The sequence below is a fragment of the Arthrobacter sp. Leaf69 genome, assembly GCF_001422645.1.
GTDB lineage: Bacteria > Actinomycetota > Actinomycetes > Actinomycetales > Micrococcaceae > Arthrobacter.
The window spans coordinates 1-17,223 of sequence record NZ_LMLR01000016.1; the positions used below are offsets into that span (position 1 = coordinate 1).

The 17,223-nt window shown below is 65.2% G+C and carries 20 protein-coding genes; 11 read left to right on the forward strand and 9 right to left on the reverse strand.

The genetic code is table 11. The features are described from left to right. Positions 1–541: 541 nt before the first annotated feature. Positions 542–814: a hypothetical protein gene (locus ASE96_RS17255; protein ID WP_056433298.1), complete on the reverse strand. Its 273-nt coding sequence runs from the start codon at positions 812–814 to the stop codon at positions 542–544. Between the two features lie 193 nt (positions 815–1,007). Further along, on the reverse strand, positions 1,008–1,373 hold the full coding sequence (locus ASE96_RS18965; RefSeq protein ID WP_082492828.1) for an IS1096 element passenger TnpR family protein: 366 nt from the start codon (positions 1,371–1,373) through the stop codon (positions 1,008–1,010). Positions 1,374–1,601: 228 nt separating this feature from the next. Between ASE96_RS18965 and ASE96_RS17265 the strand changes: the two genes are divergently transcribed. From ASE96_RS17265 to ASE96_RS17285, 5 genes are all read left to right on the forward strand, one after another. After that, positions 1,602–2,495, forward strand: a complete 894-nt coding sequence (locus ASE96_RS17265) for a glucose 1-dehydrogenase (protein ID WP_056433303.1) — start codon at positions 1,602–1,604, stop codon at positions 2,493–2,495. Positions 2,496–2,660: 165 nt separating this feature from the next. Then, complete coding sequence (locus ASE96_RS17270; RefSeq protein ID WP_235500318.1) at positions 2,661–2,828, forward strand: PspC domain-containing protein; 168 nt, start codon at positions 2,661–2,663, stop codon at positions 2,826–2,828. 77 nt (positions 2,829–2,905) lie between these two features. Then, positions 2,906–3,685: an alpha/beta fold hydrolase gene (locus tag ASE96_RS17275; RefSeq protein ID WP_056433309.1), complete on the forward strand. Its 780-nt coding sequence runs from the start codon at positions 2,906–2,908 to the stop codon at positions 3,683–3,685. Positions 3,686–4,147: 462 nt separating this feature from the next. After that, the gene (locus tag ASE96_RS17280; protein ID WP_268753773.1) at positions 4,148–4,849 is read left to right on the forward strand and encodes an alpha/beta fold hydrolase; all 702 of its coding nucleotides are present in this window, start codon (positions 4,148–4,150) and stop codon (positions 4,847–4,849) included. A 1,513-nt stretch (positions 4,850–6,362) separates the two neighbouring features. Next, positions 6,363–6,782, forward strand: coding sequence for a GNAT family N-acetyltransferase (locus ASE96_RS17285; RefSeq protein ID WP_326952923.1), 420 nt, complete (start codon positions 6,363–6,365; stop codon positions 6,780–6,782). A gap of 394 nt (positions 6,783–7,176) precedes the next feature. Here the strand turns inward: ASE96_RS17285 and ASE96_RS17290 are convergent, their stop codons facing one another. Further along, positions 7,177–7,836 (reverse strand): Type 1 glutamine amidotransferase-like domain-containing protein, encoded by a 660-nt coding sequence (locus ASE96_RS17290; protein WP_056433315.1) that lies wholly within the window; start codon positions 7,834–7,836, stop codon positions 7,177–7,179. Positions 7,837–8,327: 491 nt separating this feature from the next. Here ASE96_RS17290 and ASE96_RS17295 point away from each other — a divergent pair, with 491 nt between their 5' ends. Next, positions 8,328–8,879, forward strand: coding sequence for a hypothetical protein (locus ASE96_RS17295; protein ID WP_056433317.1), 552 nt, complete (start codon positions 8,328–8,330; stop codon positions 8,877–8,879). 187 nt (positions 8,880–9,066) lie between these two features. Here ASE96_RS17295 and ASE96_RS17300 read toward each other — a convergent pair whose 3' ends face one another. Next, the gene (locus ASE96_RS17300; protein ID WP_056433320.1) at positions 9,067–9,630 is read right to left on the reverse strand and encodes a dihydrofolate reductase family protein; all 564 of its coding nucleotides are present in this window, start codon (positions 9,628–9,630) and stop codon (positions 9,067–9,069) included. Between the two features lie 548 nt (positions 9,631–10,178). Here ASE96_RS17300 and ASE96_RS17310 point away from each other — a divergent pair. From ASE96_RS17310 to ASE96_RS17320, 3 genes are all read left to right on the forward strand, one after another. Continuing rightward, positions 10,179–10,892, forward strand: a complete 714-nt coding sequence (locus ASE96_RS17310; protein WP_056433324.1) for a 4a-hydroxytetrahydrobiopterin dehydratase — start codon at positions 10,179–10,181, stop codon at positions 10,890–10,892. A 54-nt stretch (positions 10,893–10,946) separates the two neighbouring features. Continuing rightward, the gene (locus ASE96_RS17315; RefSeq protein ID WP_442853914.1) at positions 10,947–11,519 is read left to right on the forward strand and encodes a GNAT family N-acetyltransferase; all 573 of its coding nucleotides are present in this window, start codon (positions 10,947–10,949) and stop codon (positions 11,517–11,519) included. 86 nt (positions 11,520–11,605) lie between these two features. Next, positions 11,606–12,127 (forward strand): hypothetical protein, encoded by a 522-nt coding sequence (locus tag ASE96_RS17320; RefSeq protein ID WP_056433330.1) that lies wholly within the window; start codon positions 11,606–11,608, stop codon positions 12,125–12,127. A gap of 127 nt (positions 12,128–12,254) precedes the next feature. On the opposite strand, the gene ASE96_RS17325 is transcribed toward ASE96_RS17320, so the two are convergent. The 4 genes from ASE96_RS17325 to ASE96_RS17340 all read right to left on the reverse strand — a co-directional run bounded on the left by ASE96_RS17325 (position 12,255) and on the right by ASE96_RS17340 (position 14,321). Then, complete coding sequence (locus tag ASE96_RS17325; RefSeq protein WP_056433332.1) at positions 12,255–12,575, reverse strand: hypothetical protein; 321 nt, start codon at positions 12,573–12,575, stop codon at positions 12,255–12,257. Positions 12,576–12,578: 3 nt separating this feature from the next. Then, on the reverse strand, positions 12,579–13,016 hold the full coding sequence (locus ASE96_RS17330) for a VOC family protein (RefSeq protein WP_056433335.1): 438 nt from the start codon (positions 13,014–13,016) through the stop codon (positions 12,579–12,581). Positions 13,017–13,084: 68 nt separating this feature from the next. Next, positions 13,085–13,909, reverse strand: coding sequence for an MBL fold metallo-hydrolase (locus ASE96_RS17335; RefSeq protein ID WP_056433338.1), 825 nt, complete (start codon positions 13,907–13,909; stop codon positions 13,085–13,087). A gap of 217 nt (positions 13,910–14,126) precedes the next feature. Continuing rightward, on the reverse strand, positions 14,127–14,321 hold the full coding sequence (locus tag ASE96_RS17340; protein WP_056433341.1) for a hypothetical protein: 195 nt from the start codon (positions 14,319–14,321) through the stop codon (positions 14,127–14,129). Between the two features lie 131 nt (positions 14,322–14,452). Here ASE96_RS17340 and ASE96_RS17345 point away from each other — a divergent pair, with 131 nt between their 5' ends. Continuing rightward, positions 14,453–16,273 carry a hypothetical protein gene (locus ASE96_RS17345; RefSeq protein ID WP_056433344.1) on the forward strand — a complete coding sequence of 607 codons (1,821 nt, stop codon included), beginning with the start codon at positions 14,453–14,455 and terminating at the stop codon, positions 16,271–16,273. A gap of 144 nt (positions 16,274–16,417) precedes the next feature. Beyond that, the gene (locus ASE96_RS17350; RefSeq protein WP_056433346.1) at positions 16,418–16,768 is read left to right on the forward strand and encodes a DUF6176 family protein; all 351 of its coding nucleotides are present in this window, start codon (positions 16,418–16,420) and stop codon (positions 16,766–16,768) included. Between the two features lie 122 nt (positions 16,769–16,890). On the opposite strand, the gene ASE96_RS17355 is transcribed toward ASE96_RS17350, so the two are convergent. Next, positions 16,891–17,094: a cold-shock protein gene (locus ASE96_RS17355; RefSeq protein ID WP_024365339.1), complete on the reverse strand. Its 204-nt coding sequence runs from the start codon at positions 17,092–17,094 to the stop codon at positions 16,891–16,893. Positions 17,095–17,223: the final 129 nt, after the last annotated feature.

Here is a 17,223-nt window from a genome sequence, read left to right on the forward strand (position 1 = left end):
CCGGCAAATTCAACCAATTCAATACAATAAATTGGTATCAACAAACTTGGCACACTATTGAGTTCTCAAACAACAGACACACCCGGCACCACCACAACCCTTACGGTCGCGGATCGCTCCGGAGCAACTTTTCAAACTTACCCGAACCCGTGRAGCTTTGCAAATCAACGTTTCCGCGATTCCCAGCCCCACAAGAGGATCCCCACCCTACTCCGGCACGCTCAACAGCGCACCATATTTCAGGCCGTTTATCAGGGGGTCGGTCGCAATCTTTCCGCATCAGCGGCGGCGACTCGAATAACTNCCTACTCCGGCACGCTCAACAGCGCACCATATTTCAGGCCGTTTATCAGGGGGTCGGTCGCAATCTTTCCGCATCAGCGGCGGCGACTCGAATAACTGTACACGCGACACAGCCCCCACACAAATCCACCCACCATGCCCCTCCCACAGCTCCGAAACCCTGGAACGGCGCGGAAACCAGGCCGCAAAAACGGCTCTCCTCCGGCCAAGCGGGCGAAGGAGGGGTCTGTGTACTGGCTCACATGCGCGGCGGTGCGCCGGCGGTGGACCTGCCGGCGTCCGAATAGAGTTCCCGGGCGTCATCCAGCAACACTGGCTTCCCGTTGTCCACCCGGAAGCCGGCCGCGTTCAGCATGTCCGCGATGATCCGTTCCCGCTCGCGCCAGGACGGGGTGGCGCCCTCAAGCAGCCGGTGGACCACGATGCGGGTCACCAGGGCCGTCGCTTCGTCCGCAGGGAAGGCCACCGCAGTGGCGACGAAATCCCAGAGTGGGCGGCCGCCGTCGTGCATCTTGCGGCCCGCCGGCGACAGACCAGCCGACCCTCGCTCTTCCGCAGCAGCTTCCAGGCCTGGAGCTGCTGCCGGAGCACTAGGACGGGCAGGGTCTGGCTTTCGCGGTTCGCCGCTCCGGGCCAGCGGTTGTCCCACCCCAGCTCGCTGACCGTCTGGCGTACCACGGCGGGTTTGAGGTAGCCGCCCTGGGTTAACTGCAGTCCGTCAGCGCCCGCCTGCGTGAGGAGCCACTGCACGGGCCGCACGACGGCGTCGATCTCCTCGTCCGTGGGCGGTCCGGCCAGAGGCGTTTCGCCAGCCCGTCGAGGCGGACGTTGAGTGCATCGGCGTCGAACGCGTACGGCGCAAAGCTGCCGGCGTCTTGGCCAGTCGCGAACGTGTACCAGCCGGAGAGTTCCTGGTGGTCCTCGTCCGCCGGGTCGGCCAGGGCTTCTATGAGGCGCGCATAACCGGACGTCCCGCCGGCATCCTCCACCGGGCCCCGGTTGGCGCCGCCGATCCAGCACACGGTGCCGGCAGTTCGGCCGGCCCCATCACCTCGAAGAGGTGCGTCCACGCATCGCCGAAGTCATACTCGTATTCGAGCGTGGCCGGCCCGGTCTGCTGTGCGTCGAGGAGTTCAAAGCGCACGACGCAGGACGCCGGCTCGTCGCCCATCTCCTCCGCCGGATCCTCCCCGTTGCGAGCCCGCCCCTGTCGTGACTAGGGTGGATGGTAAGCATGCTTAGCATGTGCGCGGCGTGTGAGCCGTCCGCGCCGAGGCCCGACGATCCCGAGGAGCACCATGACTGACCAGTACACGTTCAGGAACCCCGTCACGGCCTACGAGCAGATCGAGCCGCCCGAGCAGAGTCAGCCGGAACCCGGCCTGGACTCCAAGATGATGCCCAAGGCCGACCTGGGCGAGGACACCTACCGCGGCACCGGCCGGCTCGAAGGCCGCAAGGCACTCATCACCGGCGCGGACTCCGGGATCGGCGCCGCAACGGCGATCGCCTTCGCCCGCGAGGGTGCCGACGTCGTCATGTCCTACCTTCCGGAGGAGGAAGAGGACGCGGCCCGGGTCGCGGAGCTGATTGAAAAGGCCGGGCGGAAGGCGGTCAAGGTTCCCGGCGATCTCAAGGACTCGGCGATGTGCCGGCAGCTGGTGGAGACCGCCGTGCGCGAGCTGGGCGGTTTGGACATCCTGGTGAACAACGCCGGCAAGCAGGTGGCGCAGGAAGCGCTGGGCGACATCACCGACGTCGAGTTTGACCACACCTACAAGACCAATGTGTACGCGATGTTCTGGCTGACCAAGGAGGCGCTGCCGCACCTTCCGGCCGGGTCGAGCATCATCAACACGACGTCCATCCAGGCCTACAGCCCGTCGGAGACGCTGGTGGACTACGCCTCCACCAAGGGCGCCATCAACAACTTCACCAAGGGTCTGGCGCAGCAGCTCGCGCCCAAGGGCATCAGGGTCAACGCGGTGGCACCCGGTCCCATCTGGACTCCGCTCCAGCCCAGCGGCGGGCAGCTCACCCAGGATCTGCCGGAGTTTGGCAAGGAGACTCCGCTGGGCCGTGCCGGCCAGCCGGCAGAGCTCGCCCCGGCGTACGTGTTCCTGGCCTCAGCCGAGTCCAGCTACGTGATCGGCGAGACGCTCAACGTCAACGGCGGCATGCCGACGCCGTAGGCCGGGCTTCACGGCGCCGTCTCGGCGCGGATTGAACGCCAGCGGGCCCTCCCGGAACGGCTTTTGCCGCCGGAGCAGGTCCCGCTGGCGTTGTGCCGTTCTTGGGCCGGGACTGTTCTCATGACGGGCCCGCACTGCTACTTTGGCGGGATGGAACAATCACTGATGAGGCCACGGAACCGCAAGATCATCGCGGGGGTCTGCGCAGCCATCGCCGGCCGCTTCGGCATCTCCGTGACCGTGGTGCGCCTCGGCTTCGTGTTCTTCGGCCTCTTCGGCGTCGGTGAGCTCGTCTACATCGCGTTGTGGATCCTCATCCCCAAGTCCCGGTAACGTCCGACGGCGGCTGCCGGCCGGCCGGCGCGCGGAACTCCCCTTGAACTCTGCCCGCCCGCGCGTATCGTTTTTGCATGGGACCGATTCGGGTCATATTCCTTCCGGGTGCTGTTCTTCCCGCGCAGCTGGCCTACGGCGCGCTCCTCGAGGCCCTGGGACCGGACGTGCAGGCCGTCGCCAAGGACCTGGAACTCTATGCGGGCGACGAGCCCCTGCCCGGCTGGAGCCTGGACACCGAGATTACGGGCGTCCTGCGTGAAGCCGACGCCCGGGGCTGGGATTCGTTCCATCTCGCCGGGTATTCCGGGGGCGGCTCGGCGGCCCTCGCGTTCGCCGCCCAACACCCGCAGCGCCTGCTGAGCCTGGCCCTGCTGGAACCGGCCTGGGCCGGAACCTGGGACTGGAGCCCGGCACACGCCGGGCTGTGGAAAGCCTTCGACCGGCTGGAAACTCTCCCGCCCGGGCAGTTCATGCAGCAGTTCATGCAACTGCAGGTCAGGCCCGACGTCGTCCTGCCGCCGCCGGCGCCGGACGCCCCTCCGCCATGGCTGGCCAGGCGGCCGGCCGGCATCGCGGCGTTCCTGCGCAGCTTCCGGAGCTACGACCTGGACCGCGGCCGGCTGGCCGCATTCGACTCCCCCGTCCTGTTCGTCATGGGCGGCCTGAGCAACCCTGACCAGTTCGGTGAGATTGCCCGGCGCCTGTCCGCGGTTTTCCCCGACTTCCGGCTCGAAGTGTTTGCAGGCCGCCACCACTTTGATCCCCCGCACCGGGTGGAGCCCGGACGGCTGGCCCAGCTGTTGCGTGAGCACTGGGACCGCGCGGAGGGCAGCAACCCTTCCGCCATGAACTGACCCTTGGGGTCCATGAACGTTGCTCGGGACATTCCGAGATCGCAGGAAACCTGCGCAGCGTGTTCACCGCGTCCGCTCAAGCGGATGGCGCTTCGAATCTGAGTGCCTATGACTTGCCCGCGCTTCGACCGCGCCATTAAGCGAAGGCGAGCATGTTCCGGATGGATCGCCGGGCCGGTCCGGCGTCGTGATGAAGAGGGATTCACCGTCGATCAGCGCGGCGAGTGCTCGATCAAACTGGGGCCGTGAGGCTCGGGCACCTTCACCGGGCAGTTTTGCGGGCGGGTCTTACTGGAATCCAGTAGCCGCGGTATTTCGGCGATAGTGATCCGGATATTTTGAGTGGCACTTGCGCCGCTGAACGACCGGCCCACGGCCTCATCGCCTCGCCCGTGCGATCGACCGCTCTGCGATGATGACCGGATGTACGTCAACGTGGACGAAGGCAGCAACCCGGTTCTAATGATTCACGCGGCCGGCGTGAGCGGATGGATGTGGAGACCCCTGCGCGAGCTGCTAGGGCCGACCATGAAAGCCATCGTCCCCGATCTCCCGGGATTCGGCCGTAGCGCAGCACAGCCGTACATCTCGCATGAAGACACCGTGCAAAGACTCACCGGCGTGATCGAACGCCACGCCCCGCAGGGAGCCCACGTCGTCGGCTTCTCCATGGGAGCCCAGCTCGCGATCCTGCTCGCTTCCGAGCTACCCCACCTTGTGCGGGGCGTCGTCGTTGTCAGCGCTGAAACAAGACCCGTTCCCTTTCCCGGACCTACGCTCGCACTGCTCAGCCTGGCTGCCCCGCTCGCTCGGCATAGGTGGTTTGCGGCGGCCCAAGCACACCAGCTCGGTATCCCCAATCACCTGTTGGACGACTACCTTCACGACAGCGCCGCAACCACTCGCGAAACCCTCCTGTCTAGCGTCAGCGAGAACATCCGATTCACGCTGCCCGCGACATGGAGCGACTATCAGGGAGCCGCCGACGTACTGGTTGGAGCGAACGAACGAAAACTCATGCACGAATCCGCCAAGCTGACCGCTTCGGCGCTTCCTGGCGGCACTCTCCGCACGGTGCAGGGCGCTGCGCACGACCTCCCGTTCAGCCACCCCGGCATTATCGCGTCCACGCTTCACGGCCAGATCATCGGATTCACCGCCTGACCGCGCATTACCATGGACCGTTCACGGACGGACTCAGGAGCGGCAAGGGTGACAAAAAGCTCAGCGAGAAAGCTGCCACTTACAGCTGCGATTCAATTCGGGAGGCGTGTCGCTATTTGCAGAACGGCCGGTATCCGATGTCCACCTCCAAGGAATTGGGACATGCTTGTCCGAATATCCTTTGAGCTTTTCCACCAGCGGCTCGCAACAGGAGGACCCTAGACAGGCGAGGATGTAGGCATGAGTTCACAAATGCCGATTGCTATCCGAGCCACCGCATATTGGAAGACTCGTCGTTGGTTGAAGAGTCGTTATCTCAGCATTCGGTATGACGCGCGATTCGCGGACGGGCGTGAGGAGCACGGCGTCGATTTGGACGCCGTTCTCCAAGGAGCCCGCTTCCCCGCGGACTACTGGTCCACGAAAAACGGCGCCAGAGATGCGTGCCCGGATGAAGGTACCGGAGCATGGGTGGACTACCCCTACGGCCGGCCGCTCTAATGTATACAGGCTTGCCACAGCCCCGCCCCGCTGGGCAGACGCCATATTCGTCAGCGTTGGAGTGGGGTTGATCATTTTTCACTCCGTCCGGGTCATTCGCCTACGCAGGGGCTAAGTAGGCGATCTCCACTTCCCCTGGTCGGGGTCGGTGAGAAGACACACCGGGTGGGCAGGTCGGTTCGAGGCTAGCGAGTTGGCCGTTTCGCGTGCCGCCGCTGCCATTGCCATGCGTGCCAGAAGAGTAGGCAAAGGACGACAACAAGTCCAAGGAGTAACGCGTGGGGCGCGAATGTCATCATTAGGAATGTAATGGCCGGCGGCCCACTCACAGGGCCCGGATTGAAGGTCACGGTCGACAGGACTGAGACGCCGCCGACGACCAGCACGGCGGCCAACAGCCACAACAAGGCGATGAATGGATTGACGGACCAGTGCCTATCTTGACGGGATGAATCCTGCGCAGTGTCCGGCACTCGGACCGCAGGATTCCCATCCTGGTCCACTTCCCGAAAGCCGATTCCGCTCGCTGATGGCTGCTTCATGTTCCCCCCAATGAACCTTCAACCGGTAGTTCTGCTGTACGTCAACCCTAGCGTCAGTCCGTTGTGTCGCTGCGGCGGCCGGCCGGAGGGTTTCTCCCTCCGCGAGTACCAGCTACCTCTCAGGGTGCTATTCGCGTTGGACCGACGCCGTTGAGGTGAGAAGTTGCGGGCGCCTCGGTTTACATGACTCGACGGCGCTGCGTTCTCGTCGCATCCGTGGCTCGGGACTTGGACCCACTTGGGGAACGGACTCTTCGACGGCCGTTTCGCGAAGGGAACGGCTTACGTACACCGGGTAAGGCGCTGTTTCTGTATTCTCCGGAAGCCCTATGCATGCAGATCCGCGAGGCGAGCCCGATAGATGGGAGACTGCGAGAGTGATTCGTACTCTGAACTTACCTATTACCCTCAGCGTTACGGCTCAGGAGCTCACCCTGCGCAGGGCTTCCGAGAATGACCTCATGGCACTGATGCTCCTTCTCGCGGACGATCCAATCAGCGCATCGAGGGGTGACAAGGCCGACGGTTCTGATGCAGCGGCTTACCGGTCTGCGTTGACTGCGATCATCGCAGATCCCTCCAACGAACTCCTCGTGGTCGTGAACGAGGCAGATGAGCCCATAGCGACAATGCAGCTTACTCGGATACCTGGCATGGCCCGACGTGGGTCCACTCGACTTCTGGTCGAAGCCGTCCGTGTCCGTAGCGACACGAGGTCGAGTGGCGTCGGATCAGCCATGATGCGGTGGGTTACTGAAACTGCAGCCCCCGCCGTGGCGGCGTCGCTAGTGCAACTTACGTCTGACGAGGAACGTCAGGACGCACACCGCTTTTATGAGCGTTTGGGTTTCGTTGGATCGCACCGTGGTTTCAAGTACAAAACAAAATAACGCCGATCACCATGGCATGTCTCCCGGTATAGGATCCCTCACCGGGACATTTGAGGTGTCGTTTAGCGACGCCGGTTCTACTCGCAAACGCGAAGCCAGTCAGTTAGGTTATGCGACAGCCCGAAGTCCGCTGGCTCCATTGTGTATTTGGGTGGATGCTCGGCAGTGCTGTTCTCCCAAAGCGGTCAGGGATGGCCGTAATCAGGAAACAGGCGATGACCCGACGGACGCGATTATCTGACATGACCGAAGACTAGTCCGGCGCGGACAGCCGACTGCCGGTCGTGCAAGAATCGCGGCATGGAGGAGGATGAGCGGCAGATGAGGCAGCAGTTGATTCGCCCCGTCCTGCTGCCCACCAAAGCCGCGCGACGTCATGAATGTCTGGAAGCTATCACCCGAACTTCGTCCATTGCCCTTCGGAAACCACCTCGACGGAGCCGTCGACGACCTTGATAGCTGTCTGCTCGTCGATGGCATAGGCCGGGCCACCGACGTCGGCGGCCCACCGCTCTGCGTGGGCCGGAGTGTTGGTCGGGAAAGCGTTCAAGTGCGGGAAGATCGAAAAGTCCACCACCCCCAGGGTGCGATCGTCCGGCGCGGACGGCCACTCGACGAAGTACTCCCCGATCCGGGGCGTCATCACCATGCTTCCGGCACTCACTCCCACCCACACCGTGTCGGGCAGCGACGGCAGCAGGTCGGCCATCCCGGACTCACGCATCCAATGGCACAGGTACGTCGCGTCGCCGCCGTCGACCAGGAGCACGTCGGCCTCCCGAAGCCAGGGGACCCATCGCTCCGCGCCGATGGTGGGCAGCGCGGTGAGCTCTAGAACGCCGAGCGAAGCCCAGCCCAGGCCGGACAAGTGACGGACGTCGGGCTCGGCGGTCAGTAGGCCCAGCACCGATGCCGGTCCGCACATCGGGTGACCCCACTGCGCTGTAGGGACGACCAAGGCGTGGCACTGGGCGATCGGCTTGTCGAGAAGCTGCACGAGCGCCGAGTGGATGCTCGGGTTCGTCACGCCGCCTGACGTAAGCAAGAGTTTCAAATGTGCCCCCAATTTTTCGCGCGCGGATGGTTGATGTGCCTGAAGACGCGGGACCGGGCTGGAAATCACCGGCCGATTTGGTAAGCCCGCCCGCCTCGCGCTCGACCCTTCAATTGGGACACACCCAGCAAGACCTTGTCCACAGTTCGCTTGGACGGAACCCTCAAGTTGGCCTGACCATCCACGATAGAAATCTAACCCGCCCAGTACGCTGTGCCCATGCAGATTCGTGAATCCACTCTGGATGCCCTGGGACATGTGAATGCGGTCTGTGATGCCAGCGCCCGAACACGCTGGGCCAGGGAGATGATCGCCCCCAGGAGCGACCGAGTCGTATTGGTGGCTGTCACACAAGGCGAAGTCGTCGGCGTGGTCCGGCCCGTCTTCCGCCAACCGGCGGTCGGGACCTTCTACACCCTCCATCCGGCACTAGTTGACTGGCTGGGGCCTTCCGGGCAGGCTGTGAGGACATCCGGCACGGGGGGACCACGATGACTTACCGACGCTCGGTGGCCGCCATCGCGGTGCTGCTCGGGTTTGCCCTTTCCGGGTGCCAGCCTGTTACCGTCCCGCTCCCGGTCGGGTCTCCCGCAGCAGCTGTGCCCAGCCCGTCGTCCTCCGAGCTTGCAGCCATCATCCAGGCTGCCGTCGAGGACCGTAACGGCACTGCCCTCGACGTTCCACCGGCGCCGCAGCTCGGCGACGCGCAGTCGACGGCGGCCTACCGGGCCAAGCGCGCGAGGGACCTTCCAGTGGTGGCCCGGTCAAAGGCCCGCTTCAAGTCGAGGGGCTTCTGGTACACGGACTTTTCGACGACGATCACGGTGGAGTCATTCGAGGTGACCGGCTCGGAAGCGAGAGTCCATTTCGAGGAATTGACCGAGGAACACCAGGCCTCAGCGGCGAATGGGCCGAGCGACGTCCCGTCCGGCTACTCGCTGCCGCAGACGGCGACGTTCCGGGCATCCGCGGACGGCTGGCAGCTCGACAGCATCACGCCTTTGGTGCATGGAGGCGGCTTGCCGATGTCCGTCGTCGAGTAGCGGGAACGCGCAGAGGTGGCCGCGGCCCCCGCTGGCGCGCCTTGGTTGCTGCCCGGTTGAGGGTGGCGATGGCAACCACGACGATGACTTCCATCAAGGTATCAACGGGGTCAGTCCTCAAACAGCATCAGTTGCCCATGTTCCTTCAGGATGAGGTGCCCCGGCTGTACTCGCGGAGGAATCGCGCTCAGCGCCTCGTCTCGTACCTGGTCAGGACCACGCCGCCGGGAAACGTCCGCGTCTCCACCAGGTTCAGGTTCACCCAGCTGTCCAGCGAGGTGAAGAACGGAGTGCCGCCGCCCACCAGGACCGGATGGGTCGCCAGCACGTATTCGTCGATCAGCCCTGCCCTCATGGCCGCCCCGGCGAGCGTTGCGCCCCCGACGCTCATCGGGCCGCCGTCCCCGGCCTTGAGCCGGGTGATCTCAGCGATCGCGTCGCCGGTGACCAGGCGGGTGTTCCAGCCGACCTTGTCGATCGTCGAGGAGAACACCACCTTAGGCGTGTCCCGCCAGTTCCGCGCGAACGCGATCTCCGCCGGGGTGGCGTTGGGCTGCTGGTCGCCGGTCGGCCAGTAGGAGCTCATGGTCTCCCAGAGCTTGCGGCCGTACAGCGACAGGCTGCTAGCCTGCTCCTGCTCGAGCCACCACTGGAACAGTTCGTCGCTCGGCCCGCCCCAGCCGATGTCGTCGCCGGCCGCGGCGATGTAGCCGTCCAAGGTCAGATTCATGCCGTAGATCAGTTTCCGCACGGCGCCAGCCTTCCGTCTCGTAGTGGTCGAGGGCGTCCTTGAACTCTGTCGTCCCGCATATGATCGGCAGCGTCCTGTCCCTCATGGTGCCACCGTAACTGCCCATGATCTGGATGCCATAGCCTTCGGTCAGCTTTTCAACTGAGCTGCCCGGTGAAGGATCGGCCCGAGCATGCTCATCCCCGGGTTTGTCTCCCGGTAGTACCACACCAAGCCCATCGACTGCTGGAATGCCCACGCGGCTCCACGCCACCACTCACCGTCATCGCAAGCCAGCTCATTGCGGAGGACTGACCTTCTTTCGTCGTCGAGCATGTGCCATGCGGCGACAAAACATTTCGGAGTGCGCTAAGTCGTGGGGCGCTGCAACGGCGCGTGAGGACGGATGCACTCAAGGCGCCATTCCGGAAACTGGTCGATGGGTAGCAGGCGCTGACTTCCCTTGAAGATGAGTTCCGTATCGGCTTTACTGTTGGCACAGGGGGCGGGAGGCACTTACAGATGATGAGCTCCAGCGCTGAGGCTGAATCACAGATGAGGTCCCGAACATGGACATGCTGAACGGCGAGGAGATCGCCCAGGCCAGGCTGACCGACTGGCGCAAGTTGGCCCAGGGACTCCATGCCCGCTACCTGGTCGACGACTTCGGCACCGGTGCACGGTTCGTTACCGCGGTCGGCGAGGCGGGCGATGCGCTCGGGCACCACCCGAGCGTGTCGATCGGGAATGGGTACGTCGACCTCAAGATGGTCAGCGCGGACGCCATATACCGCGACGACGAGGGCACCGAACACGTCGTCGAATGGGTGACCCAGCAGGACGTCGACCTCGCGCGACGGATCACCGAGATCGCCGCCGACCACGAGGTCGACGCCGACCCGGCCTCGGTCAGCGTCATCGAGCTCGGTCTCGATACGGCCCACTCCGCGACCATCGCCCCGGTGTGGGCCGCGCTGTTGACCGGGAACGCCGAGTCCCAGGGTCACGGGTCACCCAGCGACGAGATCAGGGACGCTACAGGGCGTGTACCGAACCTGTGGTTTGGGGACGCCGGTGCGCACGAGACCCCCAGGCAGCGGTTCCACGTCGAGGTCTATGTGGCGCCCGAAGTGGCCGAGCAACGAATCGCCGCTGCCGTCGCCGCGGGCGGGACTGTCGTCGATGACAGCGGCGCGCCGTCGCTCACCGTGATCGCCGACCAGGACGGCAACACAGGAGTCCTATGCGTCGCCGAGTCCCCCGCGACGAGATCTACCACCTGACTTTCATCAACTCGTTCCCGAGACAACCCGGAGGTGTGCTTGACGACGTCGCACGTGATCAAGCCGCTCACGGCCGAGACCTTCCCGGCGTGGCTGGCGCTCGCGCAGAAGCACAACGGGGTCTGGGGCGGGTGCTACTGCTCGTATTTCCACGACGACACGGAGCGCACCGTCAAGAGCGAGTACGACGGGCCGACGTTCAAGCGGAGACTCGTGGCGGAGGGCGTCGCGCACGCCGCGCTCGTCTTCGACGGCGACGACGCCATCGCGTGGTGCGAGTACGGCAGTCCGGTCGAGCTGCCGCGCATCTATCATCGCAAGGAGTATGACGCGGGCGAGTCCGAACCGGCACCGTGGCGCATCACATGCTTCTTCGTCGATCGCGACCACCGACGGTCGGGAGTGGCGCGGGAGGCGCTGGATGGCGCGCTCGAGCTGATCGCGCAGGCCGGCGGCGGCGAGGTGGTCTCGTTCCCCAACGAGCTCGCCCTGGGCAAGAGGTCGTCGTCCTCATTCCTCCACAACGGTACGAGGGCCATGTTCGAGAAGGCGGGATTCACGTTCGAGCGTCACATCGGCAAGAGCAAGACCGTGATGCGCAAGACGGTCCCGCCGGCCCGCGGCTGACGCTGGGGTCGCACGTATCTTTCACGGTGTTCATCGCCGGTAGAGTTCACGACCGTACCGCAGCACACCCTCACCGTTAGGAAGCCATGGCAGAGACAGCCCACGTTGAACGGCTGGAGATTGCTGTCGGGGGGCTATCCCGAGCTGAGTTGATGAGCAGGCTGAGCTCGCGAGGCGTCCTTCTTAACGCGCATGCTAAAACCCTGTTGGAAGACGCCGTCTTCGACAAGCGGGCCATACGCGCCATTGTGGTCACCGAGCGCACGGTCGCCGGCTTGGGCCTTCCTGATGGGGCGACTCTTCCCCAGATCCTCGAGGGTGCGCAGCAACAGGGCTTGTTGCTCTGCCCGGCGGATACTGGGCCCTATTTGCGCATGGCTCTGAGCGAGCAGGCGACATCCCTTGATTCGGTGATGTCCTCAGGGAAGGCGCCCACCGGCGCCCTTACTGTGGCCGCAGAAACGCTGAGTGCTGACGACGACTATCCCAAGGGCTTCTATCTTCGCGTCGTGGACGGGCAAGCCTGGCTGCGTGGCTATCGATGTGACGACGAGCATCCGTGGTCCGCCGATGACCGGTTTATCTTTCGTCTGGCCCCCGCAGCCTGATTGAGCTCAACCCGGCCCAGGCGGACGGCCGGGCGCAGACGGTGCTGGTGATCTACTCGTCAGGTGGAGGGGATGGCGACATCGAGCGGACTACTCACCATCACCCCGTCGAATAAGCTCGAGCGGCCTACCGGTGATCCCGGATCAGGGGGGAGGTGATTGCGCCCATTTCGCGGGGGTCGACCTCGGGATGGGTGGCGGCCCAAGCATGGAGCGCGTCAATATAGTTTGTGAGCGGTCCGCCCGGGTCAGGCACACGGTCCGCTTCAGCCTGCAGTGCACGGATAGCGGCCCACAACTCCTGACCTCGATCTGAGCCGACCGCCGCTAGGAATAGCTCCTTCTCTGACGGCACAGCCTCACCGCGCTGGCGCGCCGGGCCGTAGCGGAACTGATACCAAGACTCGTAGTAGGTCCTCAACGCTGCACTGAGTTCTTCGTCGACCATGGGTCAGCCCTCCTTCAATTTCTCGGCGAGCATCACGATAATTCCGCTGGGGCCGCGGAGGTACGTGAGTTTGTAGACGTCCTTATAGGTCGCCACGCCGCGTAGCGGATGGCATCCGTGCTTCGCAGCTATCTCAAGGGCCTCGTCGATGTCGTCGACCGAGAAGGCCACCCGGTGCATCCCGATGTCGTTGGGACGGGTCGGGTTCGACTCGATCGCTTCGGGGTGGATGTATTCGAAGAGCTCGAGCCGACCATGACCGTCCGGGGTTTGGAGCATCGCGATGTTGGCGTGGTTGCCATCAAGTCCGACGGCGGTATCGGTCCACTCGCCGCTGACCGTGTCACGGCCGATGACCGTAAGACCGAGATCGGTGAAAAAAGCGATTGTTGCTTCGAGGTCGCGAACGGCGATACCGACGTTCTCAAGTTTGATGGCCATGCGTTGAAGCTACCAAGGCGGACCGATTACCTCCAGAGGCGAGCCGGGGCTCGGTTGAACAAGCCCCGCTAGCCGGGCGTTCCATCGCGCCCGGTTCTTTGCGCGAGCCGCTGTAGTTGCCATCTGTGCACGTCGGGCAGCCACTCCATCGGGGCCGAGGGGCCGACACGCGGGTCGTCGGGCACACCGCCGTCGCGCAGGGCCGCTACGTACGCGAGGTCCTGGTTGATTCGTGCTCGCAGCTGCTCGGCTCCGCCGACTGAGCCGTGACCGGGGATGACGGCAGCAACGTCGTCGGCCACGCCCTCGAACAGCAGCAGCGCGGCGAGGTAGTCCCCGACCGGATCCGCGGCCTCGAGGTCGAGGAACGGCATCAGGATGTCGGACAGCATGTCGCCGGCGACCAGGACGCCGCGCTCCTCGATCAGCAGCGCGGCATGGCCTGGGGCATGGGCCTGATGCTCGATGATCCGGACTGTGGGCCCGTCCCAAGGAATCTGCGCGGCTCCGGCGGGCAGACCGGTAATAGGACCGAGCATGTCCATCGGGATATCGTCGGCGTACTCCGGCGGCAGCCCCTCGGTAACGCGGGCCTTCCAATCCGAGTGCGACAGCACATCGTGGATGGCGGCCGCGCAACGGGCTGTACCGTAGCGGGGCACGTCGCCGAAGTCCGCGTGCCACAGCACGTGGTCCCAATGAGGATGCGTCGAGAAGCCTGCCACGACGGGCTGGCCCAACTCGCGCAGGTCGTTCGCGAGGTCGGCCATTTCGCCAGTTGTTATGCCGGGGTCGATGAGCAACACCCCGGCCCGGCCCTGCACCACAACGGAGTTGCTCTGGATGAACTCGCTCTCGTGAACAAGAACGCCCTCAGCGACTTGTTTCAGCATGAAACGCCTTCCGCTTGTGGTGTGCACCGCTGGTCGAGACGGTATTGCCTGACGGTGGCGGATCGCAAGAACTATGGGCAAAACGGACGAACCGCCGTCGAGGCGGACCCGGAACGCCGCAACGAAGCACGAACGCCACCAGCCGGACACACTACGGGGCGGCGGGCCGCTGGCCCGCCGCCCCGTAAGAATCCCCGGCGATCGTAAAAATCAGCACCTACTGGACCCGCGACCCCGGCAGGTACCAGGCCAGCGACGACGAGAAGGGCTCGCTGGGCAGGTTCCCGGTGCTCCAGAACTCGGTGGACCGCACCACGGGGGTGTGGCCGTGTCCGTCCTTGAGTACGGCGCGGACCGTGGCGGTGCCGGCGACAATCACGAGTCCGAGCAGAAGGACTACGAACAGTTCCATTTTTTGATTCCTCGGGTGGAGAGCGGATTGGATGACTCCAGTGTCGGAACCCTCCGTGTGAACAACCGTGTGAATCCCCCGGGACTGAATTCCCGGAACGCCAACGGGCCCCGGGGCGTAAAATTGCTCCTATGGCCGAGACGTGGATTCGGCTCCTCGGTCCGCCAAAGATCGAGTCCGCAGGCACCGCTCCCCCACAACCCAAAGGCCGCAAAGCCTGGGCTGTGCTGGCGTACCTCGCCCTGCAGCCGGACGGCGTCAGCCGTTCCCGCACCGCCATGCTGCTCTTCCCCGACGCCGCGGATCCGCTGGGCGCCCTGCGTTGGAACCTGTCCGAGCTGCGCCGGACCCTCGACGGCGTCTCCATCACCGGCGACCCGCTGCGGCTGACACTCCTGCCGCCCTGGCACTGCGATGCGCTGGAACTGGTGGGCTCGGCCAACGGCCACGGCCTGGACCCGCGAACGATCGACGGCCAGCTGCTGGAGGGGCTCTCCTTCGCGGATAATGCCGTCTTTGATTCCTGGCTGGCGGACCAGCGGTACCGGCTCGAAAACTGCGTCCAGTCGCTGCTCTACGAAGCGTCGCTGGCCGCCCTCGCCGCGGGCGCTGCCGCCGACGCCGTCGAACTCGCCTCGCTGGCACTGCGCCGGGATGCGTTCCACGCGGACTGCACCGCCGTCCTGGTGAAGGCTCTCGTTGCCCTCGGCGAGCACCGGCGGGCGCGGGACGAGGTCGCTAAGTGTGCGGAGCTGTACCACCGTGAGCTGGGCCTGCCGCTGCCGGCGGAGGTCCGACGCGCGCTGTCCGACTCCGCGCCGGTGGCCGACCCCGAGCTCCACGCCAACGCGGCCACCGTCCGGTCCTATCTCGACGCCGGCAGCGCCTCCCTATCGGCGGGAGCCGTCGACCGGGGACTCGACCAGCTGCGCCTCGCCGTCGTCCTGGCCCAGCGCGCTGGGCTACCAAACCCCGACCGGCACCTCGTGGCCGAATCGCTGGTGACGCTGTCCGGGGCCCTCATCCACCAGGCCGGCGGCCGCGGCGCCGAGGTGGCCGACTTCCTGCACCGCGCGCTGTCGGCGGAAGCGCCCGACGGCGTCTCCCGGACTGCCGCCGCGGCCTACCGCGAGCTGGGCTACCTGTCCGTGCAGCGCGGCGTGCCGGACCGCGCGGCCGGCTGGCTGGACCGGGCGATGCAGGCGGCGCAGGGAATCCCGGACGAGCAGGCGAGGATCCTCGCGATCCAGGGCATGCTGGCCTCGGACACCGCGCACTACGGGGATGCGGTGGCTGCCTTCGCCGAGTCGCGGCGGCTGGCCCGGGCTGTGCGGAACCGCCGGCAGCTGGCGTTCAGCGAGGCGCTGCTGGGGCGCGTGCATCTGCTTCGCGGGGACCTGGAGCTGGCGGCCGCCGCCCTGGACCGCGCGCTGGAATCGGTGGCGGCGGAACACTGGACGGCGTTCGAACCGTTTGTCGCCGGGGTACGCGGCGAGACGTACCTGGCGGCGGGGCGGCTGGAGGAGGCCGCGGCCCTGATCGACCGGTCCTGGGTGATGGCCGAACTCGCCGGCGACCACTGCTACATGGCGCTGGCGGCCGGGGCGGAAGCCCGCCTGTTCCTGGCGCACGGCGACCTGGCCGCCGCCGAGCACTGGATCGACCGGGGCCTGGAACCCAAGCCCTGGTACCTCTGGTACACGGCCCGGCTGCTGGACACCGCGGCGGAAGTCACCATCGCCGCGGGCTCCCCGCGGGCCGCCGGGTTCGTGGACCGGCTGGCCGCGCTGGCCAGCCGGAGCGGCATGCGGGAGTTTGTGGTCCGGGCGCAGTCGCACCGCGCGGCCCTCGGAGACGAGGCCGCGGCCCAGTCCGTGCCCTGGCTCGCGAAGGAGATCGACAACCCGGCGCTGACCGCGTTCCTGGCCGGCCGCCACGTCGTCGCGCATTGACCTCGCCGGCGTTGAGTTGGCCGCGGTTCAGCGGGTCCGGAGCTGATTCCGGAAGCCCTGTCCCGCCGTCGAACACGGGACTAACATGCAGCTGTACCGATGGAATTGCCACCGTGCTGACTACTGCGTGGAAGGACATTTGTCATGGAATGCATTACGTGGTTCGCGCCGATTCTGCCCGGGAAACTGGACGAATGGAAGGCGCTCGACGCGGAGATGAACGGCCCGCGCCGGGAGGAACATGCCCGCTCGAGGAAGCGTATGGGCGTCACCCGGGAGGTCGCCAGCCTGGTGCAGACCCCGCAGGGGGATTTCGTCAGCCTCTTCCACGAGGCCGAGGATCTTGCGAAGGCCTTCCAGACGCTCGCCGCCTCGGAGGATCCCTACGATGTGTGGTTCCGCGAGCATCTGGTCAGCGTGCACGGGCTGACAGCGGAGATGCTTGCGGGGCCCATCCCGGCCACACTGTTCTTCGACTACCGGGCCGACGGCTGATGGCGGCTGAGCGCCGCTGAAACAGCACACGTGGGTTAAACAAAAGCAGGGCCCGTCAAAGACGGACCCTGCTCGAAACCTGTAAGGTTCCGGACTCAGAAGAGTTAGCTGAAAGCTAAGTCTTAGAGAGCCTGGATGTTTACGGCCTGGGGACCCTTGGGGCCCTGCTCGGTTTCGAAGGAGACCTTCTGGTTCTCTTCGAGGGAGCGGAAGCCGGAGGAAGCGATCGCGGAGTAGTGTGCGAAGACGTCCTGTGAGGAGTCATCGGGGGAAATGAAGCCGAAGCCCTTTTCAGCGTTAAACCATTTGACGGTACCAGTAGCCATTATTTTTTGTCCTTCGTGAAGGTGGAGGAAAAGTCCCGACTTTCGGGTCCTCCGGTGTGGGGTGCTCAAAACCGCTGCTTCAGAAGAACAAGGTCTTGCAACCTTGCGTACTGCCTGAACTACGAACTG

What these genes read in the sequence shown, in the direction of transcription:
- ASE96_RS17280 (WP_268753773.1), top strand. Translation starts at nt 4,148, where the DNA reads ATGATTCACGCGGCCGGCGTGAGCGGATGGATGTGGAGACCCCTGCGC.
- ASE96_RS17265 (WP_056433303.1), top strand. Translation starts at nt 1,602, where the DNA reads ATGACTGACCAGTACACGTTCAGGAACCCCGTCACGGCCTACGAGCAG.
- ASE96_RS17270 (WP_235500318.1), top strand. Translation starts at nt 2,661, where the DNA reads ATGAGGCCACGGAACCGCAAGATCATCGCGGGGGTCTGCGCAGCCATC.
- ASE96_RS17320 (WP_056433330.1), top strand. Translation starts at nt 11,606, where the DNA reads ATGGCAGAGACAGCCCACGTTGAACGGCTGGAGATTGCTGTCGGGGGG.
- ASE96_RS17345 (WP_056433344.1), top strand. Translation starts at nt 14,453, where the DNA reads ATGGCCGAGACGTGGATTCGGCTCCTCGGTCCGCCAAAGATCGAGTCC.
- ASE96_RS17255 (WP_056433298.1), bottom strand. Translation starts at nt 814, where the DNA reads ATGCACGACGGCGGCCGCCCACTCTGGGATTTCGTCGCCACTGCGGTG.
- ASE96_RS17275 (WP_056433309.1), top strand. Translation starts at nt 2,906, where the DNA reads ATGGGACCGATTCGGGTCATATTCCTTCCGGGTGCTGTTCTTCCCGCG.
- ASE96_RS17350 (WP_056433346.1), top strand. Translation starts at nt 16,418, where the DNA reads ATGGAATGCATTACGTGGTTCGCGCCGATTCTGCCCGGGAAACTGGAC.
- ASE96_RS17330 (WP_056433335.1), bottom strand. Translation starts at nt 13,016, where the DNA reads ATGGCCATCAAACTTGAGAACGTCGGTATCGCCGTTCGCGACCTCGAA.
- ASE96_RS17355 (WP_024365339.1), bottom strand. Translation starts at nt 17,094, where the DNA reads ATGGCTACTGGTACCGTCAAATGGTTTAACGCTGAAAAGGGCTTCGGC.
- ASE96_RS17295 (WP_056433317.1), top strand. Translation starts at nt 8,328, where the DNA reads ATGACTTACCGACGCTCGGTGGCCGCCATCGCGGTGCTGCTCGGGTTT.
- ASE96_RS17335 (WP_056433338.1), bottom strand. Translation starts at nt 13,909, where the DNA reads ATGCTGAAACAAGTCGCTGAGGGCGTTCTTGTTCACGAGAGCGAGTTC.
- ASE96_RS17285 (WP_326952923.1), top strand. Translation starts at nt 6,363, where the DNA reads ATGCTCCTTCTCGCGGACGATCCAATCAGCGCATCGAGGGGTGACAAG.
- ASE96_RS17340 (WP_056433341.1), bottom strand. Translation starts at nt 14,321, where the DNA reads ATGGAACTGTTCGTAGTCCTTCTGCTCGGACTCGTGATTGTCGCCGGC.
- ASE96_RS17325 (WP_056433332.1), bottom strand. Translation starts at nt 12,575, where the DNA reads ATGGTCGACGAAGAACTCAGTGCAGCGTTGAGGACCTACTACGAGTCT.
- ASE96_RS17310 (WP_056433324.1), top strand. Translation starts at nt 10,179, where the DNA reads ATGGACATGCTGAACGGCGAGGAGATCGCCCAGGCCAGGCTGACCGAC.